Here is a 20061-nt window from a genome sequence, read left to right as displayed (position 1 = left end):
CCAACCGGGCCGAGTAGGACACCGAGATGGTGTGCGTCGCCAACCCGCCGGACGTCTACGCCGCCCATGTGGCCGCCTCGGCACCCGGCTAGGCACCGGCTGCCCGCTGGGCGACCCGGGCCGGGCAAGCTATCGGGGAGGATCGGGAGCCAGGCTTCCGTCGGGGGCGATGTGGTCGAAGATCTGGCCGATCAGCGTGACCACATGCGGGTCCTCCACCGCGTACAGCGTCCGGCGGCCGTCCCGGCTCGCGGTGATCAGCCCGGCCAGCCGGAGCTTGGCCAGGTGCTGGGAGACCGTGGCGATGCTGATGCCCGCGTGCCCGGCCAGCGTGCTGACGTCATAGGAGCCGTGGGTGATCAGCCACATCAGGTGCAGCCGTACCGGGCTGGCCAGCAGGGCGAACGTCCCGGCCGCCGCCCTCAGCTGCGCCGGGGGCGGCGACGGGCGCTCGGCTCCAGCTGAACCCGTGGTGGGAGAGGTCGACATCGTTCCTCCATTGTCCCGCGCCGAGGGCCCACCCCCTACATTTCGACACTTGCGCGACTTCCGAAATGTGTGGAGGATGGGGACACTCCGAAGGGGAGTAGTCCGCAACGCCCGCACGTCGACACGCTGAGAACCTCGCGTTCTCCGGTGGCGGGGACCGGTCACCGGCCGGTGGACGAGACCTTCGGCCACGCAGTCATGCCTGGCCGAGTCCTCCCCGCAGGTGCCCGGCCGGGTCCGTACACCGCCTGCACGCGGTGCCACCGGAAGGGACACCAGAGCATCATGAACACCTCGACGCTGCGGCTGCTGGCCGACGCCCGCTCCGCCAAAGCAGGCGGCGAGCAGGCGATGGCCGCCCGGCAGGGGGCCCGCGTGAGCGAGCTCGTGACCTGGGCGCGCACCCACTCCCCCTACTACCGGCGCCTGTACCGGGACCTGCCGGCCGACGCGGCCGACCTGGCGCTGCTGCCGCCCACCGGCAAGCGCGAGCTGATGGCCGCTTTCGACGACTGGGTCACCGACCCGGCCGTCACCCTGGCACAGGCACGAGCCTTCGCCGACGACCCGGCGCGCATCGGCCGGCCGTTCGCCGGCCGATACACCCTGTCCACCACCTCCGGCACCACCGGCACGCACGGCATCTTCCTCCAGGACGCCCGCGCGACGGCGGTGACCTCCGCGATGATGGCGCGGCTGCTGACCGGCTCGCTGAGCGTACGGGACGTGGCCCGCATCGCGCGGGGCGGCGGCCGGGTGGCGCTGGTGATACCCGAAGGCGGGCATTTCGCCTCCACCGTGGCCGCCGCCCGGCTACGCGGCAGCTCCCGCGTCGCCGCCTTCAGCGTGCACCAGCCGCTGCCGGATCTGGTGGCCGAGCTCAACGACTTCCGCCCAGCGGTGCTGGCCCCCTATGCCAGTGTCGGCGCCCTGCTGGCCGGCGAGGCGGAAGCCGGACGGCTGCGCATCAACCCGGCCCTCGTGATGCTCACCGCCGAAGGACTGCCCGTCGGCGAGTACGCGCGCGTCGCGGCCGCCCTGCGAGCGAAGGTACGGACCAGCTACGCCTGCAACGAGTGCCCCTTCCTGTCCTACGGCTGCTCGCAGAGCTGGATGCACCTCAACGCCGACTGGGCCGTCCTCGAACCCGTAGACGAGCAGTACCGGCCGGTGGCCCCGGGCGAGCCCTCGCACACCGTGCTGCTGACCAACCTGGCCAACCGCGTGCAGCCGATCCTGCGCTACGACCTCGGCGACAGCGTCCTGCTCCGGCCCGATCCGTGTCCGTGCGGCCGGCCCGGCCCGGCGGTCCGCGTCCAGGGCCGCGCCGCCGACCTGCTCACCTTCCCCGGCGCCGGGGACGAACAGGCGACGGTCACCCTCGCACCGCTGCCGCTGGCCACGCTGCTGGAGGCGGTGCCCGGCCTGGAACTGTTCCAGATCGTCCAGACCGCGCCGGCCACGCTGCGCGTCCGGCTGCACCCCGCCCACGCGACCCTCTGGCATCAGGCCGAGGTCCGCCTGCGCGACCTGCTGTCCCGCCACGGCCTCGGTCACGTACGGCTCGAACGCGGCAGCGAACCGATCCAGCACAGCCCGGGCGGCAAGGTACGCGCGGTCATCCCGTTCCCCGCCACTGGCGGGAACGCGGCCGGCTCCACACTCCCCTGACCGCCTCGGCCCGGGCTCAGCGCGGGGCCACGGCGCCCACGCGGGCCTGGAGCGCGTCCAGCACCTCGACATGCTCTGCCGGCACCGCCACGTCCAGCGTCAGGCTGCCGGCGGCGATGGAGAGGCCGAAGGTGAAGAAGGAGCAGCAGCCGTTCTCCCGGGCCGCCAGCTCGGCGGCCCGGGCGGCGTTGTCCGGGCTGAGGGCGAGCTCCAGGCGCAGCCGGGTGCGCTCCGGCCGTGCCACGCCCCGCACCGCGTCGGCGAACAGGGCGTCGAACTCGGCCACGCGAAGCGGCTGCTCGGCGCTGGGCAGGGTGCAGGAGGAAGGCACCCAGCCCAGGCCGGGGGCGAGGTCGTGGGTCATGCCTCGACGGTAGCCCTGTGGCCGGGCCCGCGTGCGACCCGGGATGCCGCCGTGGTCAGGAGCGGCGGCCGGGCTGGTCCACGATCGTGGCTTCCAGCTGCGCCGTCAGGCCCACCGTGCCCGCCTTGAAGGTCTCCTTACTGCCATCGGCCCACTCGTAGGTCCGATCCTGCAGCCGCGTCGAGTTGGTGCCCAAATACCGGAAGGTCTGCGGGTCCAGGACGAGATAGCTCCGTGCCTCGGCCTCGGTGATGCTGAACGCGACGCCTCGCCGTCCGTCGGCGACGGGCACATCCTGGGTCACCGTGATGCCCTTGATCGTGGGCAGCGCGCGGAAAAGCGCGGCCCGCACCTCGGGGGCGAGCCACTGCTCGGAGATGAGCTGGTTGATCTCCATGAAGAGCATCACCGGCGGGACGTGGCCGTTCAGCTCCTGCGGCCCCCGGCGGTCCTCGTCGAGGATGGCCGCCTTGATCTTGGCGATCACCCCCGGCGGGGTGACAGGCGGTTTGGCCAGCTCAGCCGGGTTGAAAATCGCGCCGCCTTGGAACATCAGCTTGCCGCCCTGGTACCAGGCCGACCGCTTGCCGTCCACGCTTGTCCACCGTTCCCAGGTGTCACGCTGGTCTCGGTCGACGTCCCCTTCGACCCCGGTCAGCTGCAGTTCCTTGGTGTAGAGCCACTGTCCGGGGCCCGGCGCGGGCATCGGATCGTCCTCGGCCGCACGGGCGGCGCGCTCGCCCAGCTCGGTCACGCTGGCCACCGGTGCCATGCCCGGCTCGTCCCTGAGCGTCACGACGGTCCCGCCGACGACCAGGGCCAGAGCCGCCGCCACCGCGATCCGCCAGCCGAACCTTCTCGTGCCGGACGAGGCCGACCTGCGTGTGGCCTCCGGTTCGTGGATCGCTGTCATCAGCCGCGCCTTGGCAGCAGTCGCGGCGTTGTCAGTCATCGCCGGGGTGTTCCGGCGAAACTCCTTCAGCACGTTCACTACAGCTCCTCATCCCCTAGCACTTTCCTGGCCTTCTTCCTCGCCCGGTGCAGCCGTGACCGCACAGTCCCCACAGAGATGTCCAGCGCTCGCGCCACCTCCTCGTACGACATGTCCTCCCACGCCACCAGCAGCAGCACGTCCCGATGACCTCGGGGCAACGACGCCAGCGCCCCCGCCAGCTCACGCTCCCTGCCCTGGGCCGTCACCCGGCGCGACACGGTGTCGGCCAGCGCCTCGGGCAGCGGGTCCACCCCGGTGCGGCTCAGCGCCCGCAGCAAACGTTCCTCCTGCCGCCGGTGCCTGGCGATCAACGTCGTGGCGATCCCGTACAGCCACGGCCTGGCCAGCGCGCACGACGTGTCGTACGTGCCGCGCCTGCGGAAGGCCGCCAGGAACGTCTCGGCCACGATGTCGTCGGCAGCCTGTGTGCCGAGCCGCCGGGCCGCGTACAGATGGATCTGCTTGGCGTAGCGATCGAACAGCGCGGCGAACTGCTCTGGGTCGTGCGCCGAACGACGGATCAGCTCTCCGTCGTCGATCTCGACCGTCTCAGCGCTCAACGCCTCTCCTTCGTGAGTGGGTGTTTCACCGTGCTGTCTCCCGAAGGGCGTCACCGGGTTCCCGATGCCGCGAAGCTCGACCTTAATAAGGGTTCCTAACCTGCGGGCTGGATCAGATCGAGCTTTTTGCACCGAGGGCTTGCAGAGGAGTGCCGTCGCACTTACGCTCCGCGTTAAGTTAGGAAACTCTCCTAATGACCCCCCGACACCCCCCATGTCAGGAGCGTCGATGCTACCTGTGGTGTACGAACCCGCACGTCGCCGTCTGCTCGTGGCGGCCGGCGTCACCGCGCTCACCCTGGCCGCGCAGCCTGTCTGCGCTTCGGCCACCGTCACGACCGTGGACGTCTCCACCTCCGCCGGGCTGGTCGCCGCGCTGGCGGGCGCGCAGCCGGGGCAGACGATCCGGCTGGCGCCCGGCGAGTACCGGGGTGCCTTCGTGGCCGAGCGCGACGGCACCGCGTCCGCGCCGATCACGCTGACCGGGCCCGCCACCGCCGTGCTGGTCAACGACGGCCCGTCGGGACAGGCGCCCGCGTGCCCCGTCCCCGGCAACGGCTGGGACTCCGGCTACGGCCTGTGGCTCTACGGCGCGCGCCACTGGAAGCTGACCGGCTTCACCGTCAAGGACTCCAAGAAGGGAATCGTCCTCGACGACTCCCGGCACGTGACCATCGACGGCGTCCACGTTCATCACATCGAGGAGGAGGCCGTGCACTTCCGCAGGTCGTCCTCCGACGGGGTCGTCAAGAACTCCCGCATCGACAACACCGGCTCGGTCAAGCCCGGGTACGGCGAAGCCGTCTACATCGGCTCGGCCGGCTCCAACTGGTCCTGCCACGGCAACTCCGGCGGCGTGGACCGCAGCGACCGGGTGCAGGTGCTGGACAACGTCCTGGGGCCCGGCGTCGCCGCCGAGCACGTCGACGTCAAGGAGGGCACCCACGACGGCGTCATCCGGGGCAACACCTTCGACGGCCGGGGCCTGTCGGGGCAGAACTCGGCCGACTCCTGGATCGACGTGAAGGGCATCGGCTACCTGATCGAGGGCAACACCGGCACCTTCTCCTCGCCCGGCGTCCTCGCCAACGGCTACGAGACCCACAACCCGGCGACCAGCCCGTCGTTCGCCAACGGCTGCGGCAACGTGTGGCGGGGGAACCGCTCCGACCTGGGCGGCGTGGGCGCCTACGCCATCAAGATCACGTCCACCTCGAAGTGCCGGGCCCGCCCCAACGTGGTGCACTCCTCCAACACCGTCACCAACGCCGTCTCCGGGCTGACGAACATCCCCGTCACCCCCTGAACCCCGCATGGCCGGAGCACCGCTCCTGGTGAGGCAAGTTAGGGAAGGAGAGCAAAAGGGGGATCTTGGCGTGCGAGAGACACAGGATAAGCTCGTTCTGCGGCCCGATGCCGGGAAGGGGGCGATCTTCCTGGTCGCCGCACTGGTGGCCGCCGTGCTCATCGTCGCCGCCGTCCTGGCCGGCGACGCCCCGACGGTGTTCGCCCCGATCGTGGGCGCCTTCTTCGCCGTGCCGATCCTCCTGGGGATCTGCGCCTTCGTCCGGGCCCGGATCGTCCTGACGTCGCGGGAGATCGTCCTGCGAGGGCTGTTCTACCAGCGGCGCCGCTCACGGTCGCGCGTCGCGGAGGTGGTGCGGGCGACCCTCGTCGCGCCGCGGGGGTCCCCCGGCGACACCCTGTTCGTGCTCGACGCCGACCGCAGCCTGCTCATGCGGGTGCCCGCCGGCGGCTACGCGCGCGCGGACATCGACCGGCTGGTGAACGCGCTCGGCGTGCCGTGCGGCGGCCCTGATCGCCCGGTCGACGCCGCCGAGCTGGCCAGGACGTACCCGGGCCTGGTGTCCTGGCCCGAGCGCCATCCCTATCGGGTCGCGTTCGCCGTCGCCGGGGTCGTGCTCGCCGTCGTCATGACGGTGATCCTCGTGTCGGTCCTGGCGTGACCGGGCCGTTCACCGCGTGCCCGGCTCGTACAGGGCGGCGTGGGTCTCGATGAGCCTGTCGACGGCGGCGTCGAGCGCCTCCGGCGGGAGGGTGAAGGGAAGCCGCAGGTAGTGGCCCAGGGCGCCGTCGGGCGAGAAATGAAAGCCCGGGGTGAGGAAGAGATTGCGGGTGGCCGCGAGGGCGGCCAGCCGGCTGGAGTCGGCGTCGAGGAGTTCGAGCCACAGCGACAGGCCGCCCTGCGGGGTCCGGAAGCGGCACCACGGCAGCGCGGACAGGCGGGAGACCAGATGGTCGCGCTGGGCGCGCCGGCGGCCGACGATCGTCTCCTGGAACGAGGCCGGCGGCGCGACAAGTAGGAGTCCCCGGTCTCGATCTGCCTGGTCAGCGGCGGTGAGGACGTCACACTGATGTCTGCGGCCATCGGTCTTGACGTGCGCACCACGCGATGGCCGCCCAGCCCGCTGACGAAAGAGGTTCGCATGCGCCGCCGATCGTTCCAGACCCTGCTGACCGCCTCGGGCGCCGCCGCGCTGCTGGCGCTCACCCCGCTCACCGCCGACGCCGCGTCGTTCTCGGGCGGCAACTACGGGGCCTACGGGTTCGAGGGCCAGTACCCGACCGTCGGCGGCTGCGCCGGCACCTTCCGGCAGGTCGGGCCGACCAGAACCGCCGGCGGCATGGCCCTGAAATACTTCTACTCCGACCGGTGCGGCTCGTTCGCCCGCATCGAGAACTCCCGCACCAACTGCGCCGCCGTCCTGGAACGCTCCAATTCCGGCGCCGCCCGCGCCGACGGCTGGGTCTCGGAGACCGTCGACCCGGGCGTCACCTACGCCTACACGAAGATCGGCAACAACCTCCACGGCCGCGTCTCGCGGGCTCTGCTGGCGTGCGACGGCCACGTCCTGACGAGCACCAGCTGGACCTGACCGCCGAAGCGCCACGCGTCGCGGAGCCGGTGGGTCAGCCCTGCCAGATCGCGCCGGGGCCGAGCAGGGCCTTGACGTCGCTGTAGAAGGCCGGCTCCGGGGCGACCCGGAAGGGCTGCAGGTTCAGCAGCAGCCCTTTGGCGCCCTGGCGGTGCAGGCGGACGTGGACGGGGGCGCGGCCGGGGTGGGCGGACAGGATGTGCTTGAGCTCCGAGACGACGCGCGCGTTCAGGCGGCTCTCCTGGATCGAGAGCACCACGGGCGGCTCGGCGTTCGCGTGTGACACGTCGAGGACCTTGATCTCCTCGCCGTACACGCTCAGCGTCTCGTCACGGACGTTGACCCGGCCCCGTACGGAGATCACCCGGTCCTCGGCCAGCGCTTCGCCGTACAGGGTGTAGGTCTTGGGGAAGACGAGGCACTCGACGGCGGCGTCATGGTCCTCAAGGGTGACGATCGCCCAGGGGCTGCCCTGTTTGGTGATCTTGCGTTGCAGGCCGGAGACGATGCCGCTGATGCGGACGGGCGCGTCCTGCCGGCCGGAGGCCTGCAGCTCGGCGATGGTGGTGTCGCGGTTGGCGTCGAGGACGTGTTCGGCGCCGTCGAGCGGATGGCTGCTGACGTACAGGCCGAGCATCTCGCGTTCGAAGGCGAGCAGGGTGGCGCGGTCCCACTCGCCCTCCGGGATCGCGGTCGAGAACGCGCTGCTCCGGCCCGGCTCGCCGAACAGCGAGTCCTGGCCGTGGGCCTCGTTGCGCTTGAGGTCGACGACCGCGTCGACGGCCTGCTCGTGCACCGAGACGAGGGCCTGGCGGTGATGGCCCAGGCTGTCGAAGGCTCCGGCCTTGGCCAGGGACTCGATGACGCGCTTGTTGCAGACGACGGCGGGGACCTTGGTGAGGAAGTCGTTGAAGTCGGTGTAGTGCCCCTTGGCCTCCCGGGCGGTGACGATCGCGTCCACGACGCCCGTGCCCACGTTGCGGACGGCTCCCAGGCCGAAGCGGATGTCGGCGCCGACCGCGGCGAAGTCCTGCCGGCTGGCGTTGACGTCCGGGGGCAGCACCTTGATGCCCGCGCGGCGGCAGTCGGCCAGGTAGACGGCCATCTTGTCCTTGTCGTCGCCGACGGAGGTGAGCAGCGCCGCCAGGTATTCACACGGGTGGTTGGCCTTGAGGTAGGCGGTCCAGTAGGAGACGAGGCCGTAGCCGGCGGTGTGCGACTTGTTGAAGCCGTAGCCGCTGAACGGCACCAGGACGTCCCACACCGCCTTGACGGCCTCCTCGGAGAAGCCCCGCCCGCGCATGCCCGCCGAGAAGCGGTCCCATTCGGCGTCCAGGACCTCCTTCTTCTTCTTGCCCATGGCCCGGCGCAGCATGTCGGCGGCGCCGAGTGAGTAGCCGGCGAGCTGCTGGGCGATGGCCATCACCTGCTCCTGGAAGACCACCAGGTGGTACGTGTCGCCGAGGATGGGCTCCAGCGCCTCCTCCAGCTCGGGGTGGATCGGCTCGACCGGTTGCCTGCCGGTCTTGCGCAGCGCGTAGTTGGTGTGGGCGTTCATCTCCATCGGGCCGGGCCGGTACAGCGCGTTCACCGCGGCGATGTCGGTGAACGTGGTCGGCTGCATCAGCTTCAGCAGCACCCGCATGCCGCCGCTGTCGAGCTGGAAGACGCCGAGCGTGTCGCCGCGGGCCAGCAGCTCGTACGTCGCGGCGTCGTCGAGCGGGATCTCCAGGACGTCGAGCTCGACGCCCTTGTTGGCGCGGACGTTCGCGATGGCGTCGCCGATGACGGTGAGGTTGCGCAGGCCGAGGAAGTCCATCTTCAGCAGGCCCATCTCCTCGGCCTGGGTGAAGGGGAAGCCGGTGATGACGGGCCCGTCCGTCTTCGGCTTGACCAGGGGGATCACGTCGATGAGCGGCTCGCTGGAGAGGATCACACCGGCGGCGTGGATGCCGGTCCCCCGGGTCAGGCCCTCGATGCCGGTGGCGGCGTCGATCACCCTGGTGACGTCGGGGTCCTGCTCGTACATCTGGCGCAGCTCGGCGGCCTCGCCGTAGCGGGGGTGGCCGGGGTCGTGGATGGCGGCCAGCGGGATCTCCTTGCCGCCGTCGGCCGCCGGGAACGCCTTGGTGATGCGGTCGCCGAGCGCGTACGGCAGGCCCAGCACCCGGCACGAGTCCTTGATGGCGGCCTTGGCCTTGATGGTGCCGAACGTGACGATCTGGCAGACCCGGTCCTCGCCGTACCTGCGGGTGACGTAGTCGATCATCTCGTCCCGCCGGCGGTCGTCGAAGTCGAGGTCGACGTCCGGCATGGAGACGCGCTCGGGGTTGAGGAAGCGTTCGAAGATCAGTTTGTGCTCGATCGGGTCCAGCTGGGTGATGCCGGTGCAGTAGGCGACCATCGAGCCGGTGGCCGAGCCCCGGCCGGGGCCCAGGCCGATGCCGTGCTCGCGGGCGTACCGGCAGATGTCGGCGACGACCAGGAAGTAGCCGGGGAACCCCATCGCGTCGATGACCGACAGCTCGTAGTCGATCCGGTCCAGCACCTCCTGCGACGGCCGGCCGCCGTAGCGGCGGCGCGCCCCCTCCAGCGTCTCCTTGCGCAGCCAGCTCGACTCGCTCTCGCCTTCCGGTACGGGGAAGCGCGGCGTCAGGTCGCGGTGCGCGAACACCTCCCCGTAGTCGCCGACCCGCTCGGCGACCAGCAGCGTGTTGTCGCAGGCGCCCGGCACCTCGGCGTCCCACGACGCGCGCATCTCCTCGGCGGGCTTGACGTAGTAGCCGCTGCCGCTGAAGCGGAAGCGGTCGGGGTCGGCGAGCCGCTTGCCGGTGCCGACGCACAGCAGCGCGTCGTGGGCCTGGGCCTGGTTCTCCGTGACGTAGTGGGAGTCGTTGGTGGCCAGGGGCGGCAGGTCGAGCTCCTTGCCGAGCCTCAGCAGGTCGTCGCGGACCCGGCGCTCGATGGCGAGGCCGTGGTCCATCAGCTCCAGGAAGTAGTTGTCCGGGCCGAAGATGTCGCGGTAGCGGGCGGCGGCCGCGACGGCCTGGTCGTACTGGCCGAGCCGGAGCCGGGTCTGCACCTCGCCGGAGGGGCAGCCGGTCGTGGCGATGAGGTCCTGGCCGTGCTCGGCGAGCAGTTCGTCATCCATGCGCGGATATTTCTGGACGTGTCCTTCGAGCCAGGCCCGGGACTGCAACCGGAACAGGTTGCGCAGGCCCTGAGCACCGGCCGCCCACATCGTCATGTGCGTGTACAGACCGCGCCCGGAGACGTCCCCGCCCTCGCCGGTCTCGTCGTCGGAACGGCGCAGCGAGAGGTCGTCGCTGTAGTACACCGGCTTGCGGTGGTGCCTGGAGGCGGGGGCGACGTACGCCTCGATGCCGATGATCGGCTTGATGCCCGCCTTGCGCGCCTTCTGGTGGAACTCGTACGCCCCGTGCACGTTGCCGTGGTCGCTCATCGCCACGGCCGGCATGCCGAGCCGCGCCACCTCCTCCATCAGCAGGCCGACCTTGGCCGCGCCGTCGAGCATGCTGTACTCGGTGTGCACGTGGAGATGCACGAAGGACCCCATCAATATCCACTCCCCCTGGTTGTAGGCTGCGGCGAAGACCCCGCATTCGATCCGAGAGGAAGCCGGGTTGTCCAACAACCGACACGCCGCCCGTCCACAACCAACGGTGGTACAACCAGTTGACCTGGACCTCGCGGCGGTCCGCGCCTTCGTCGCCGTCACCGACGAGCGCTACTTCAGCGAGGCCGCCGCCACGCTCGGCATCAGCCAGCAGGCCGTCTCCAAGCGCATCGCGAAACTGGAGACCGACCTCGGCGTACGGCTGCTGTCCCGCACGCGCGTCGGCGCCGAGCCCACCCAGGACGGCCGGGCGTTCCTCAACCACGCCCGCGCCCTCGTCGGCCTGGCCGACCAGGCGGCCGAGATGCTGCGCAACCGGCGGCGGACCCTGCGTGTCGACGTCCTGGACACCCGGCTGGCCTCCATCGACGTGATCCGCGCCTTCCACCAGGTCACCGCGGACGCCGAGATCGACATCGTCACCTCCAACGGGCTGCGTTCCGCGCGCGCCTCGCTGGCGAACGGGTCCGTGGACGCGGCCTTCGCGCGGGCTTGCGGGCCGCTGGACGACGACCTGGTGTCCAGCCCCGCCTACCTGGAGCAGGCGCACCTGCTGGTGTGCCGCGACCATCCCCTGGCCGCTCTGCCGCAGGTGGAGACGGGGCGGCTGGCGGGCATGACCGTGTGGATGCCGGGCAACGCCGCCGGCAGCGAGTGGGCCGACTTCTGGAACCTGTTCGGCGCCGAGTTCGGCGTCCACATCGACGACTCGGGCCCCGACTTCGGCTGGGAGTACTACGTCGAGGGGATCGCCTCGGGCGAGCGCGTCGGCCTCGTCGGCGAGTGGTGCCGCCTGCCCAGCCATGCGCGCACCGTGCAGATCCCGGTGGTCGACCCGGTCCCCGTGTATCCCTGTTCGCTGCTCCGCCGGCGGCACAACGACCATCCGCTGCTGACGTCGCTCGCCCGCTTCGTCAGGGACCGGTTCCGCCCGTTCGACCCCGGGCGCCAATGGCTGCCCGCCGCCGACCGCGCCGCCTTCCTTTCCTGAGGCCGGTTGCCCGGGCGAACCTCTACTCACGTAGAGTCTCTACATCCATAGAGGCTCAATGAGGGAGCTGTCCATGTCCGAGGCTTCGCCGGCCCCTGTCACCTTTCCCACCGAGCGCCCTTCGCCGTTCGACCCTCCCGAGGTGCTCGGGCGCTGGCGGGAGGAGGCGCCCGTCCGCCCTCTGCGCTATCCCGACGGTCACCAGGGCTGGCTGGTGACCGGCTTCTCGGCGGCCAGGGCGGTGCTGACGGATTCGCGTTTCAGCAGCCTGCTGGAGAACCTGCACTGGCCGATCCGCTGGGAGGGACTCGAGCCGGAGAACTTCGCCCAGCCGCCCGGCTTCTTCATGCAGATGGATCCGCCCGACCACTCCCGCTTCAGGAAGCAGCTGGCCGCGGAGTTCACCGTTCGCAGGATGCGGCAGCTGGAGCCACGGATCGAGCAGATCACCGAGGAGACCCTGGACGCCATGGAGCGAGGCGGCGCTCCCGCGGACCTGGTCCAGGAGTTCGCCCTGCCGATCCCCTCGCTGGTGATCTGCGAGCTGCTCGGCGTGCCGTACGCCGACAGGGAGCGCTTCCAGCGCGACTCCGCGACCGCGCTGCGGGTCGGGTCGACCAAGGAGGAGGTCGGCGCGGCGACGGGGTCGATGATGGGCTACCTGTACGAGCTGGTGGCGCGCAAGCGGGCGGAACCGGCCGACGACCTGCTCAGCGGCCTCGTGACCGGCAGTGACCTCTCTCATGAGGAGATCGCGGGAGCGGGGCTGCTGCTCCTGGTCGCCGGGCACGAGACCACGGCCAACATGCTCGGGCTCGGCGCCTTCGCCCTGCTGAGCGACCCGGGGCAGCTCGCGGCCCTGCGGTCGTGGCCGCACCTGATCGAGGGCGCCGTCGAGGAGCTGCTCCGCTACCTGGCCGTCACGCACCTCGGACCGCTCAGGGCCGCTCTCGAGGACGTCGAGATCGCCGGTCGGACGATCAGGAAGGGCCAGGTGGTCACGATCTCGGTGCCGGCGGCCAACCGCGACCCCGAACGGTTCGCCGACCCGGAGACCTTCGACGTCACCCGGCCTCCCACCGCGGGCCACCTGACCTTCGGGCACGGCATCCACCAGTGCCTCGGCCAGCAGCTCGCCAGGATCGAGATGCGCGTCGCCTTCCCCGCCCTGTTCCGGCGCTTCCCGGGGCTGCGGCTGGCGGTGCCGGCCGAGGAGGTTCCGATGCGCACGGACATGAGCATCTACGGGGCGCACCGGCTGCCGGCCACCTGGTAGCCGGTCGCCCGGGAAGCCGGCGCGACGCGGCTCAGTCGATGATCGCGGTGACCTCGGCCTCGACGAGGATGCCGGGCTCGAAGAGGATGTCGACGCCGATCAGCGCGGCCGGCGGCGTGGCGAGGTCGAACTCGCGCGCCGCCTGCTCGACGCCCGCGTTGAAGGCGTCGTACATCTCCCTCTTCCAGCCCGCGGCGTACCAGGTGAAACGGACGACATCGTGGAACGTCGCCCCCGCCGCGCCGAGCGCCTTGGCGACGTTGCGGTAGACCTGGGCGACCTGCCCGGCCAGGTCGCCCGGCGCGACCAGCTCGCCGTTCTCGTCCCAGGCCACCTGACCGGCCAGGTGGACGTGCCTGCTTCCGGTCGCCACCGCGACGTGGTGGTAGAGCGGCACGCGGACGTGTCCTTCAGGGTTGATGAGCGTGACAGCCACAATCTTCTCCATCGATAGTTTCTTGCGGTTACTCAGGAACTGTAGGAGAGTGTGCGCTGACATGGAAGAACGCACTTTTCAGTGACTGGGGAACCTGATGGTGACCAAAGAGCTCAGCAACCTGTCCGACGAAGCGGATCTGCGGCGCGCCGACTCCCTGGCGCGGGAGATCTTCTCGGACGTCGCCAACAAGTGGGCGTTGCTGATCATCGAAGCCCTCGGCGAGCGCACCCTGCGGTTCAGCGAGCTGCGGACCGAGGTCGAGGGCATCAGCCACAAGATGCTCACGCAGAACCTGCGCATGCTGGAGCGCAACGGCCTGGCCGAGCGGAAGGTGTATCCGACGGTGCCGCCACGGGTCGAGTACACGCTCACCGGGCCCGGTCAGGCCCTGCGCGCCACGGTGGACCTGCTCTGCGGCTGGACCCACGAGCACTTCGGGCACATCGAGTCCGCCCGGCGCCGCTTCGACGCCTGACGCCTGCCACGCCTCGGCGCTCGCCGGTGCCCGGAGGGCATGACCGAACACGACCCAAGACTCCCGCGGTCGACGGCGAGGAACCCGAAGCACAGCGTCGTCGCCCTGGCGGCGCTGGCCTACCCGAGCGTGGCCGCGGCGTACGACCTGATCGGCTGACGAGACATCCAGCAGGTCGGCGACGAGCGACGGCAGGTCAGGGCCGCTCCGGCTGGTGGGCGCGCCAGCGGCGGGTGGCGGCGCAGGCGATGCCGCCGGTGATGAGCAGGGCCAGGAGGGCGGCCTCCCCGACGGTGTGGATCAGGTAGCGCTCCAGGTTCCGCTCGACGATCCACCAGGCGTCGACAGCGGAATAGGCGAGCTGGGCGGCGCCGATGCCGGCGACCCAGCGGACGTGCGGGGTGGCGGCGGCGGTCACGTACGCGACCGACAGCGGCCAGATCCACCCGGCGGGGGACCATTCCCCGGCGTGGTAGAACGCCAGCACCGCGATCGACAGCAGCAGCACGGTCATCGGCCGGCGGCGGCGCAGGAACAGCAGGCCGCCGAGGCCCAGCGCCACCGGGATCACACCGGGCCACGGCTGCCAGGGCGAGGCCACGCCGGTGCCCAGCGCGACGGCGACGAACAGAACCACGGTGCCGGCGGCGAGCCCGGCGTCGGCGATCGTGTCGAAGTGGCGGACCAGGACAGGCGGGCGCAACGGCACCGAATCGGTCATCACTACCTCCACCGAGAGACGGACGGCGGAGACACCATATGTCGGCTGGCCGGTGATGAGGCAGCCTTTTGACCAAAACTTCGAGCAGACTTGCAAGGCTAAGTTAGGATGCTAAGTTAGCCGGTGTGGAACGTAATCTCAGTCTCAACCTGCATGTGCTCCTTGCCCGCCTTGACCGGGCGGCGGACCGGATGCTGCGGACGGAGCATGACATCTCCTACAGCCGCTTTCTCGCGCTGACCCTGATCAGCGAGCTGGGTGTCTCGACGCAGCGCGCCCTTGCCGACGGCCTGGGTGTGACCGAGCCGTCGGTGAGCCGGATGACCGCCGTCCTCGCCGCCGACGGGCTGCTCGACGTGCAGCCCGATCCGGCGGGCGGGAACCGCCGGCAGCTCAGCCTCACCGGCAAGGGCGAGCGCCTCGTGGCCTCGCTCCGGCAGGAGTTCGAGGAGAAGCTGGCCGCTCTGGTCGAGCACAGCGGCGTGCCCTATGCCGAGTTCGCCGAGCACACCGCGCGGCTGCTCGCGACGCTGGACCGGGTGGAGCGGGAGGCGGCCAGGTGAAGCAGCGCACGGTCTTCTCGGCGGACGGGACGCCGATCAGCTATCTGACGTCGGGCGCCGGGCCGGGTCTCATCGTGCTCGGGGGCGCGCTGCGAACCTCGCAGGACTACTTACCGCTGGCCGCCGTTCTGGCCCGTTCCTTCACCGTGCACGTCGTCGACCGGCGGGGGCGTGGCGCCAGCGGTCCGCAGGGGCCTGACTACTCCTTGGGCAAGGAGGTGGAGGATCTGCTGGCCGTCCAGGCGGAGACCGGAGCGCGGCTGGCGTTCGGGCACAGTTTCGGCGGCCTTGTCGTTCTCGAGGGCGCACGGTCGTTCCCGGTGTTCGAGCGCGTCGTGGTGTACGAGCCCGGAGTCCCCGCCGGTCCGGTGCCCACGGGGTGGATGGATCCGTACCGGGAGCGGCTGGCCGCGGGTGATCCGTATGGTGCGTTCGTTCATTTCATCCGGGGCGCGGGTGGTGCGCCCGCCTTTCTGGCCAAGTTGCCGTACTGGTATCTGCGGATGGCGCTGCGGGTCGGGTTCCGCGGGCCGAGCTGGCAGCGGATGCGGCCGCTGCTGGGCGCCGGCCTGGCCGAGCACGAGCAGGTGGCGGCCCAGCAGGGCCGGCTGGCCGCGTTCGCGGCCGTCACCGCCCCGGTGCTGGTCCTGTGCGGAGGGCGTACGCCCCGCGCGAGCAGGGCGGAGTTCGATGCCGTACGCGACACCCTTCCCCGCGCCGAGCTGGAGACCCTGCCCGGCCTGGACCATTTCGGGCCGGAGGGGAAGACGGCCCGGGCGGTCGCCGAGCGCGTCCTGCGGTTCCTCCGCAGTCCTGACGCCGCCGGCTGATCCGGTCCTCATGCTCGCCCGCGCCGTGGGATGAGGGCCAGGACCAGCACCATCGTGATGACGGCCAGGCCCGCGCAACCGTAGAGCACCGCCGACGCGCCGGAGGCGACGGCGGCCTCGCGCGGTCCGGCGGTGAGGTCGGCGATGCGGGTGGTGTAGACGGCGCCGAGCACGGCGGTGCCGATCCCGGCGCCGATGGAGGCCAGGCTGGTGATCGTGCCGGAGACCATGCCGGCGCGCTGCCTGTCGGTGACGTTCATGGCGACGGCCATCACCGGCGCGCCGGCGATGCCGCCGCCGACCCCCCAGACGAGCAGAGGGATGGTCAGCAACCACGGCGAGGCGGCCGGGGTGAGGGCCAGGGCCAGCCACGTGGCGCTGACCGCCTTGCAGAGGTAGCCGGCGGCGATGACGTACCCGGGGGCGAACCAGCTCAGGAGTTTGCCGCCGAGCAGACCGGCCGCCATCTGCGCCAGGAAGACGGGCGCCAGCAGCAGGCCGCTCTGCGTGGGGCTCAGGTGCAGCGCCTCCTGGAAGTACTGCACGAAGTAGACCGTGCCGCCGATGGACAGCACGCGTGAGATGAAGACCGCCGCGGCGGCCCCGGTGAAGGCGGGTTTGCGGAACAGCGCGAGGTCCAGGGTGACCGCGCCGGACCTGGACTGGAGCAGGAGGAACGCGAGGAGCAGGACGGCCGCGATCACGAGCTGGGTCAGCGTCGCCGCCGACGCCCAGCCCTGCTCCTCGCCGCGGAGCAGCGCGAGGTCGCCCACGGCGAGCGCGGCGATCAGCAGTGCGGCGCCCGCCCAGTCGATCCGGCCGTGCGCGGCGGACCGGCCGGAGGCGTCGGCCGGGAGGACGCGCAGGCAGAGCAGGAACGCGGCCACGCCGATGGGGACATTGATCAGGAAGATCGCGCGCCAGCCGAAGGCGTCGACGAGGGTGCCGCCCAGGAGCGGGGCGATCAGGCCGGCGGCGGTCGCGGCACTCCCCCAGGTGGAGATGGCCAGGTTGCGGCGTTCCCCGTCCAGGTGGTCCGACAGCAGGGGCAGGGCGTTCACCATCAGGACGGCGCCGCCGATTCCCTGAAGGGCGCGGGCGAGGTCGAGCACCACCGGGGTGGGCGCGGCGCCGCAGGCGAGCGAGGCGAGGGTGAACAGGGCGATGCCGAGCAGGTACATGCGGCGCCGGCCGATGCGATCGGACAGGCTGCCGGCGACCTGGGTCACCGCGCCCATGGTGATCATGTAGCCGACGATCACCCATTGGACGCCGGCGAGCGTCGTGCCGAGGTCCGCCTGGATCGCGGGCAGGCCGATGGTCACGATCGTCATGTCGATGACGACCAGTGCGGTGCCGGCGATGACGAGGCCGAGGATCGCGCGGCCGCGAACGGCCGTCGCCCGACCAGGGAGCTGAGGATTGGTAAGGCTCACCTAAGTGATCGTGATGCATGCCCTGGCTTAAAGTCAACACTGTGTGAAGTTCAACGTTGTTATGCTCGGACGGTGCCCGAAGATCCCGACACAGCCGGACCGGACCGGACCGGTTTCGCCGACGGCCCGCGCCGCCGCCGCAGGCCGCTGACGCGCAAGGGCCGGCCGACGCTCACCAAGGACCTCATCGCCCAGACGATGCTCGACCTCGCGGGCGTGCACGGGTTCCGCGCGGTGACCATGCGGCTGCTCGCCGAGCATCTCGGCGTGACGGTCCGGGCCCTGTACAACTACGCCGAGGACCGCGACGAGCTCGTGGCCCGCGCGGTCGCCCTGTTCATCGAGCAGTGGCCGGCCCCGCGGCCGGACCCTGAGCAGTGGGAACGCAGCATCCGGGAGTACGGCGCCGCCCTGCGCGCGGTCTACCGGCGCTACCCGCGTGCCTTGCTGGTGTCGTTGGACGAGGACCTCGGCGACGTGGCGATCCACCCAAACCGCCTCGTCCACACCGACGCCTTCCTGGGCATGCTGCGGGCGATCGGGCTGAGCGTCGCCCAGGCGCAGATCGTGCACCACGATCTGACGATGCGAGTGTTCGCGTTCGTCCTGCTCGTGGACCACCGCCAGGACCAGGGCGAGCCGGTCATGCACCACACTCCCGCCCCGCCCTCCTGGCTGCGCGCCCACCCCGGCCTGGCCGTCCCGCACCTTCGTGAGGCGGTCGCAGCCGCGCCGCTCATGACGGTGGACGAGGCGTTCGAGCACGCCATGCACGGGCTGATCGTGACCGCGCGCGACCTGCTGGCCGACGCGCGGCACCGTACGTGATCCTCGCCGGGCGGGCCGGCGTCACGAGAGGGTCGACTCCTTCGGGGCCGGGTCGTCGGTCCAGCCCAGCCGCTTGGCCAGATACGCCGAGGACCCGTCACTCTCCTGGATGGCGAGGAGCTGCCCGCTGTCCCGGTCGATGACGATCTGCTGACGGGCCGACGCCTCGCCGTACGTCAGCGCGGCCCTGGTGGCAGGGGTGGTCTCGGCGTCGAGAAGGAGCCATGCGCTCGCCCCCCACAACCACGCCTCCGGGGCCCGCCCGTCGGTGGCCCGCAGGATCTCGGCCATGAGCGCCTCGGGTTCGGCGGGCAGCCGCGTCGCGGGCGTCGTCGTCAGCTTCAGCGGGGTGAAGTAGATCTTTCCCGGCAGGCAAGTCGTCGCACAGGTCGACCGCGTCCGCGGCGGGCACGGTGGGCACGGTGGCCGTCCGCACGCCCGTCCCGCCCAGGAGGGGCGCGGCCATCGCCGTCGCGTGGTCGGCCACAAAGCTTGGTCCTGGCCCGGCTGAGCCGGGAGGCGACGGTGCAGTAGGCGACGCCGAGCGCCGCCGCCACCTCGTCGTAGGCCAGCTCGCCGTAGGCACGCCGGTGCCGGCCGATGAGCTTGGTGGCGACCCCGTACAGCCAGGGTCTGATGCCGCCCTTGGCGGCGTCGAAGCTGTCACGCCGGCGGAAGGCGATCAGGAACGTCTCGGCCGCCAGGTCCTCGGCGACGTCGGGATCGAACCGACGGCCGATGTAGCGGCGAATCTCCTCGTCATGGGCATCGAAGAGGACGGCGAATCGCTCGGGATCGGCGACCTCTCCGTCGAGGAACGTGGTCATGCATGGTCTCTCTCACCTGGAATGTCAGGACACTGGTGATTGCCCGGTCGCCGGGAACCCTTCCAGGTGAGTTTCACGGGCTTCGGATCATGCCGGCGGGCCGCCGGTGAGGGCGGCGGTCACGGCGCCGACCAGGTGCTCCTCGACGTCGGCGGCGCTCCTGCCCCGGTCAGTCGTCAGTTGCTCCCAGACGGGGATCGAGGTCATCGCCCAGGCCAGGTCGGCGGCGAGGTCCGGGGTCAGGCCGGGCCGCAGCCGCCCGGCGACCCGCAGCCGGCGGGCGGCGGTGAGGAAGCCCTCGTGGAGCTCGCCCATCCGGTCGTTCCAGGCCGCGGCCGCGTCGGGGTCGTCGCGGCGGGAGGCCAGCAGCACCGAGGCCACCGGGTGGATCGTCGCCGCGTAGCCCAGCCAGACGCGCAGGAAGGCGCGGAACGCCTCGACGGGCTCCTGCCCGGTCAGGGCCTCCTCGCAGCGTGAGCGGATGCCGCTGCGCGCGTCCATGTTCCGCACGACGGCCACGAGCAGGCTGGCCCGGGAGCCGAAGTGGAGGTAGAGCGCCTGCCGGGAGATCCCCGCCGCGCGGGCCACCTCGGCCATCGAGACCTGGGGGCCCTGTTCGGTGACGAGCCGCTGGGCGGTCTCCAGGATGCGCGAACGCGTGCTTGACATGTGTCAAGCGTAGACCTAGCTTGACACGCGTCAAGCAATGGCCCCCGAGGAGGCACCCGATGGACACCACCCACCCGGCGGCCGTCGCCGCGCTCACCGCGATGAGCGCGATCGGCGCCGGCCTGCGCGGCCGGGCCGCCCTCGAACGCTTCTGGGAGCTCACCGTCGCCCCCAGCCAGGTGCGGTTCGAGGTCGCCGCGGTGCACCCCGCCGGGGCCGAGGCGGCGGTCGTGGCCTCGGTCTCCGCCCGCTTCGCCACCGGCGCCCGCGTCGGCTACGACGGCGTCTTCGTCTACCGGGTCGACGACGACGGGCGGATCGTCTCGCTGCGCGCCTACTGGGACCTGAGCCCCGTCCTGTCCGCGCTGACCGGCTGACGGGGTTTGCGGGACCC

23 protein-coding genes are annotated in these 20061 nt (G+C 71.2%); 12 read left to right on the top strand and 11 right to left on the bottom strand.

What is annotated here, in order from left to right:
• Positions 1-129: 129 nt before the first annotated feature.
• Positions 130-489: an ArsR/SmtB family transcription factor gene (locus tag KME80_RS28065; RefSeq protein ID WP_219509365.1), complete on the bottom strand. Its 360-nt coding sequence runs from the start codon at positions 487-489 to the stop codon at positions 130-132.
• A 285-nt stretch (positions 490-774) separates the two neighbouring features.
• On the opposite strand from KME80_RS28065, the gene KME80_RS28060 reads away from it, so the two are divergent.
• Positions 775-2160 carry a phenylacetate--CoA ligase family protein gene (locus tag KME80_RS28060; RefSeq protein WP_219509364.1) on the top strand — a complete coding sequence of 462 codons (1386 nt, stop codon included), beginning with the start codon at positions 775-777 and terminating at the stop codon, positions 2158-2160.
• Between the two features lie 16 nt (positions 2161-2176).
• Here KME80_RS28060 and KME80_RS28055 read toward each other — a convergent pair whose 3' ends face one another.
• From KME80_RS28055 to KME80_RS28045, 3 genes are read right to left on the bottom strand one after another with little or no spacing between them, the layout of a single operon-like run.
• Positions 2177-2524, bottom strand: a complete 348-nt coding sequence (locus tag KME80_RS28055; RefSeq protein ID WP_246645897.1) for a hypothetical protein — start codon at positions 2522-2524, stop codon at positions 2177-2179.
• 55 nt (positions 2525-2579) lie between these two features.
• Positions 2580-3515 carry a CU044_5270 family protein gene (locus KME80_RS28050; protein WP_219509363.1) on the bottom strand — a complete coding sequence of 312 codons (936 nt, stop codon included), beginning with the start codon at positions 3513-3515 and terminating at the stop codon, positions 2580-2582.
• Complete coding sequence (locus tag KME80_RS28045) at positions 3515-4078, bottom strand: RNA polymerase sigma factor (protein WP_246645896.1); 564 nt, start codon at positions 4076-4078, stop codon at positions 3515-3517. The genes KME80_RS28050 and KME80_RS28045 overlap by 1 nt, the downstream gene beginning before the upstream one ends.
• A gap of 229 nt (positions 4079-4307) precedes the next feature.
• Between KME80_RS28045 and KME80_RS28040 the strand changes: the two genes are divergently transcribed.
• From KME80_RS28040 to KME80_RS28025, 4 genes are all read left to right on the top strand, one after another.
• Positions 4308-5384 (top strand): right-handed parallel beta-helix repeat-containing protein, encoded by a 1077-nt coding sequence (locus tag KME80_RS28040; protein ID WP_246645895.1) that lies wholly within the window; start codon positions 4308-4310, stop codon positions 5382-5384.
• A 70-nt stretch (positions 5385-5454) separates the two neighbouring features.
• A complete protein-coding gene (locus KME80_RS28035; protein WP_219509360.1) occupies positions 5455-6045 on the top strand; it encodes a hypothetical protein in 591 nt (196 codons plus the stop codon).
• 39 nt (positions 6046-6084) lie between these two features.
• A complete protein-coding gene (locus KME80_RS28030; RefSeq protein ID WP_219509359.1) occupies positions 6085-6402 on the top strand; it encodes a hypothetical protein in 318 nt (105 codons plus the stop codon).
• Positions 6403-6525: 123 nt separating this feature from the next.
• Positions 6526-6975: a hypothetical protein gene (locus KME80_RS28025; protein ID WP_219509358.1), complete on the top strand. Its 450-nt coding sequence runs from the start codon at positions 6526-6528 to the stop codon at positions 6973-6975.
• A gap of 34 nt (positions 6976-7009) precedes the next feature.
• Here the strand turns inward: KME80_RS28025 and dnaE are convergent, their stop codons facing one another.
• Positions 7010-10555: a DNA polymerase III subunit alpha gene (dnaE, locus tag KME80_RS28020; protein WP_219509357.1), complete on the bottom strand. Its 3546-nt coding sequence runs from the start codon at positions 10553-10555 to the stop codon at positions 7010-7012.
• Between the two features lie 103 nt (positions 10556-10658).
• Between dnaE and KME80_RS28015 the strand changes: the two genes are divergently transcribed.
• Both KME80_RS28015 and KME80_RS28010 read left to right on the top strand, forming a co-directional pair.
• On the top strand, positions 10659-11603 hold the full coding sequence (locus KME80_RS28015) for a LysR family transcriptional regulator (protein WP_219509356.1): 945 nt from the start codon (positions 10659-10661) through the stop codon (positions 11601-11603).
• A gap of 73 nt (positions 11604-11676) precedes the next feature.
• Positions 11677-12879, top strand: a complete 1203-nt coding sequence (locus KME80_RS28010; protein WP_219509355.1) for a cytochrome P450 — start codon at positions 11677-11679, stop codon at positions 12877-12879.
• 31 nt (positions 12880-12910) lie between these two features.
• Here the strand turns inward: KME80_RS28010 and KME80_RS28005 are convergent, their stop codons facing one another.
• The gene (locus tag KME80_RS28005; RefSeq protein WP_219509354.1) at positions 12911-13327 is read right to left on the bottom strand and encodes a RidA family protein; all 417 of its coding nucleotides are present in this window, start codon (positions 13325-13327) and stop codon (positions 12911-12913) included.
• Positions 13328-13412: 85 nt separating this feature from the next.
• On the opposite strand from KME80_RS28005, the gene KME80_RS28000 reads away from it, so the two are divergent.
• On the top strand, positions 13413-13793 hold the full coding sequence (locus KME80_RS28000; protein WP_219509353.1) for a winged helix-turn-helix transcriptional regulator: 381 nt from the start codon (positions 13413-13415) through the stop codon (positions 13791-13793).
• A gap of 196 nt (positions 13794-13989) precedes the next feature.
• Here the strand turns inward: KME80_RS28000 and KME80_RS27995 are convergent, their stop codons facing one another.
• Positions 13990-14514 (bottom strand): hypothetical protein, encoded by a 525-nt coding sequence (locus KME80_RS27995; protein ID WP_219509352.1) that lies wholly within the window; start codon positions 14512-14514, stop codon positions 13990-13992.
• A 125-nt stretch (positions 14515-14639) separates the two neighbouring features.
• Here KME80_RS27995 and KME80_RS27990 point away from each other — a divergent pair, with 125 nt between their 5' ends.
• Together KME80_RS27990 and KME80_RS27985 are read left to right on the top strand one after the other, a co-directional pair.
• A complete protein-coding gene (locus tag KME80_RS27990) occupies positions 14640-15077 on the top strand; it encodes a MarR family winged helix-turn-helix transcriptional regulator (RefSeq protein ID WP_219509351.1) in 438 nt (145 codons plus the stop codon).
• Entirely contained in the window at positions 15074-15907 is an 834-nt protein-coding gene (locus tag KME80_RS27985) for an alpha/beta fold hydrolase (RefSeq protein ID WP_219509350.1), read from the top strand. Before KME80_RS27990 ends, KME80_RS27985 begins: the two co-directional genes overlap by 4 nt.
• 8 nt (positions 15908-15915) lie before the next feature.
• Here the strand turns inward: KME80_RS27985 and KME80_RS27980 are convergent, their stop codons facing one another.
• Positions 15916-17343: an MFS transporter gene (locus tag KME80_RS27980; protein WP_219509349.1), complete on the bottom strand. Its 1428-nt coding sequence runs from the start codon at positions 17341-17343 to the stop codon at positions 15916-15918.
• A 72-nt stretch (positions 17344-17415) separates the two neighbouring features.
• On the opposite strand from KME80_RS27980, the gene KME80_RS27975 reads away from it, so the two are divergent.
• A complete protein-coding gene (locus tag KME80_RS27975; protein WP_219509348.1) occupies positions 17416-18171 on the top strand; it encodes a TetR/AcrR family transcriptional regulator in 756 nt (251 codons plus the stop codon).
• A 21-nt stretch (positions 18172-18192) separates the two neighbouring features.
• Here the strand turns inward: KME80_RS27975 and KME80_RS27970 are convergent, their stop codons facing one another.
• From KME80_RS27970 to KME80_RS27960, 3 genes are all read right to left on the bottom strand, one after another.
• Entirely contained in the window at positions 18193-18462 is a 270-nt protein-coding gene (locus tag KME80_RS27970; RefSeq protein WP_219509347.1) for a hypothetical protein, read from the bottom strand.
• 50 nt (positions 18463-18512) lie between these two features.
• Complete coding sequence (locus KME80_RS27965) at positions 18513-18998, bottom strand: RNA polymerase sigma factor (RefSeq protein ID WP_219509346.1); 486 nt, start codon at positions 18996-18998, stop codon at positions 18513-18515.
• Between the two features lie 87 nt (positions 18999-19085).
• Entirely contained in the window at positions 19086-19667 is a 582-nt protein-coding gene (locus KME80_RS27960; protein WP_219509345.1) for a TetR/AcrR family transcriptional regulator, read from the bottom strand.
• Positions 19668-19726: 59 nt separating this feature from the next.
• Between KME80_RS27960 and KME80_RS27955 the strand changes: the two genes are divergently transcribed.
• A complete protein-coding gene (locus tag KME80_RS27955; RefSeq protein ID WP_219509344.1) occupies positions 19727-20044 on the top strand; it encodes a nuclear transport factor 2 family protein in 318 nt (105 codons plus the stop codon).
• Positions 20045-20061: the final 17 nt, after the last annotated feature.

The organism is Nonomuraea ceibae (genome assembly GCF_019396325.1).
Classification (GTDB): domain Bacteria; phylum Actinomycetota; class Actinomycetes; order Streptosporangiales; family Streptosporangiaceae; genus Nonomuraea; species Nonomuraea ceibae.
This window is presented reverse-complemented; position numbering and strand designations above follow the sequence as displayed.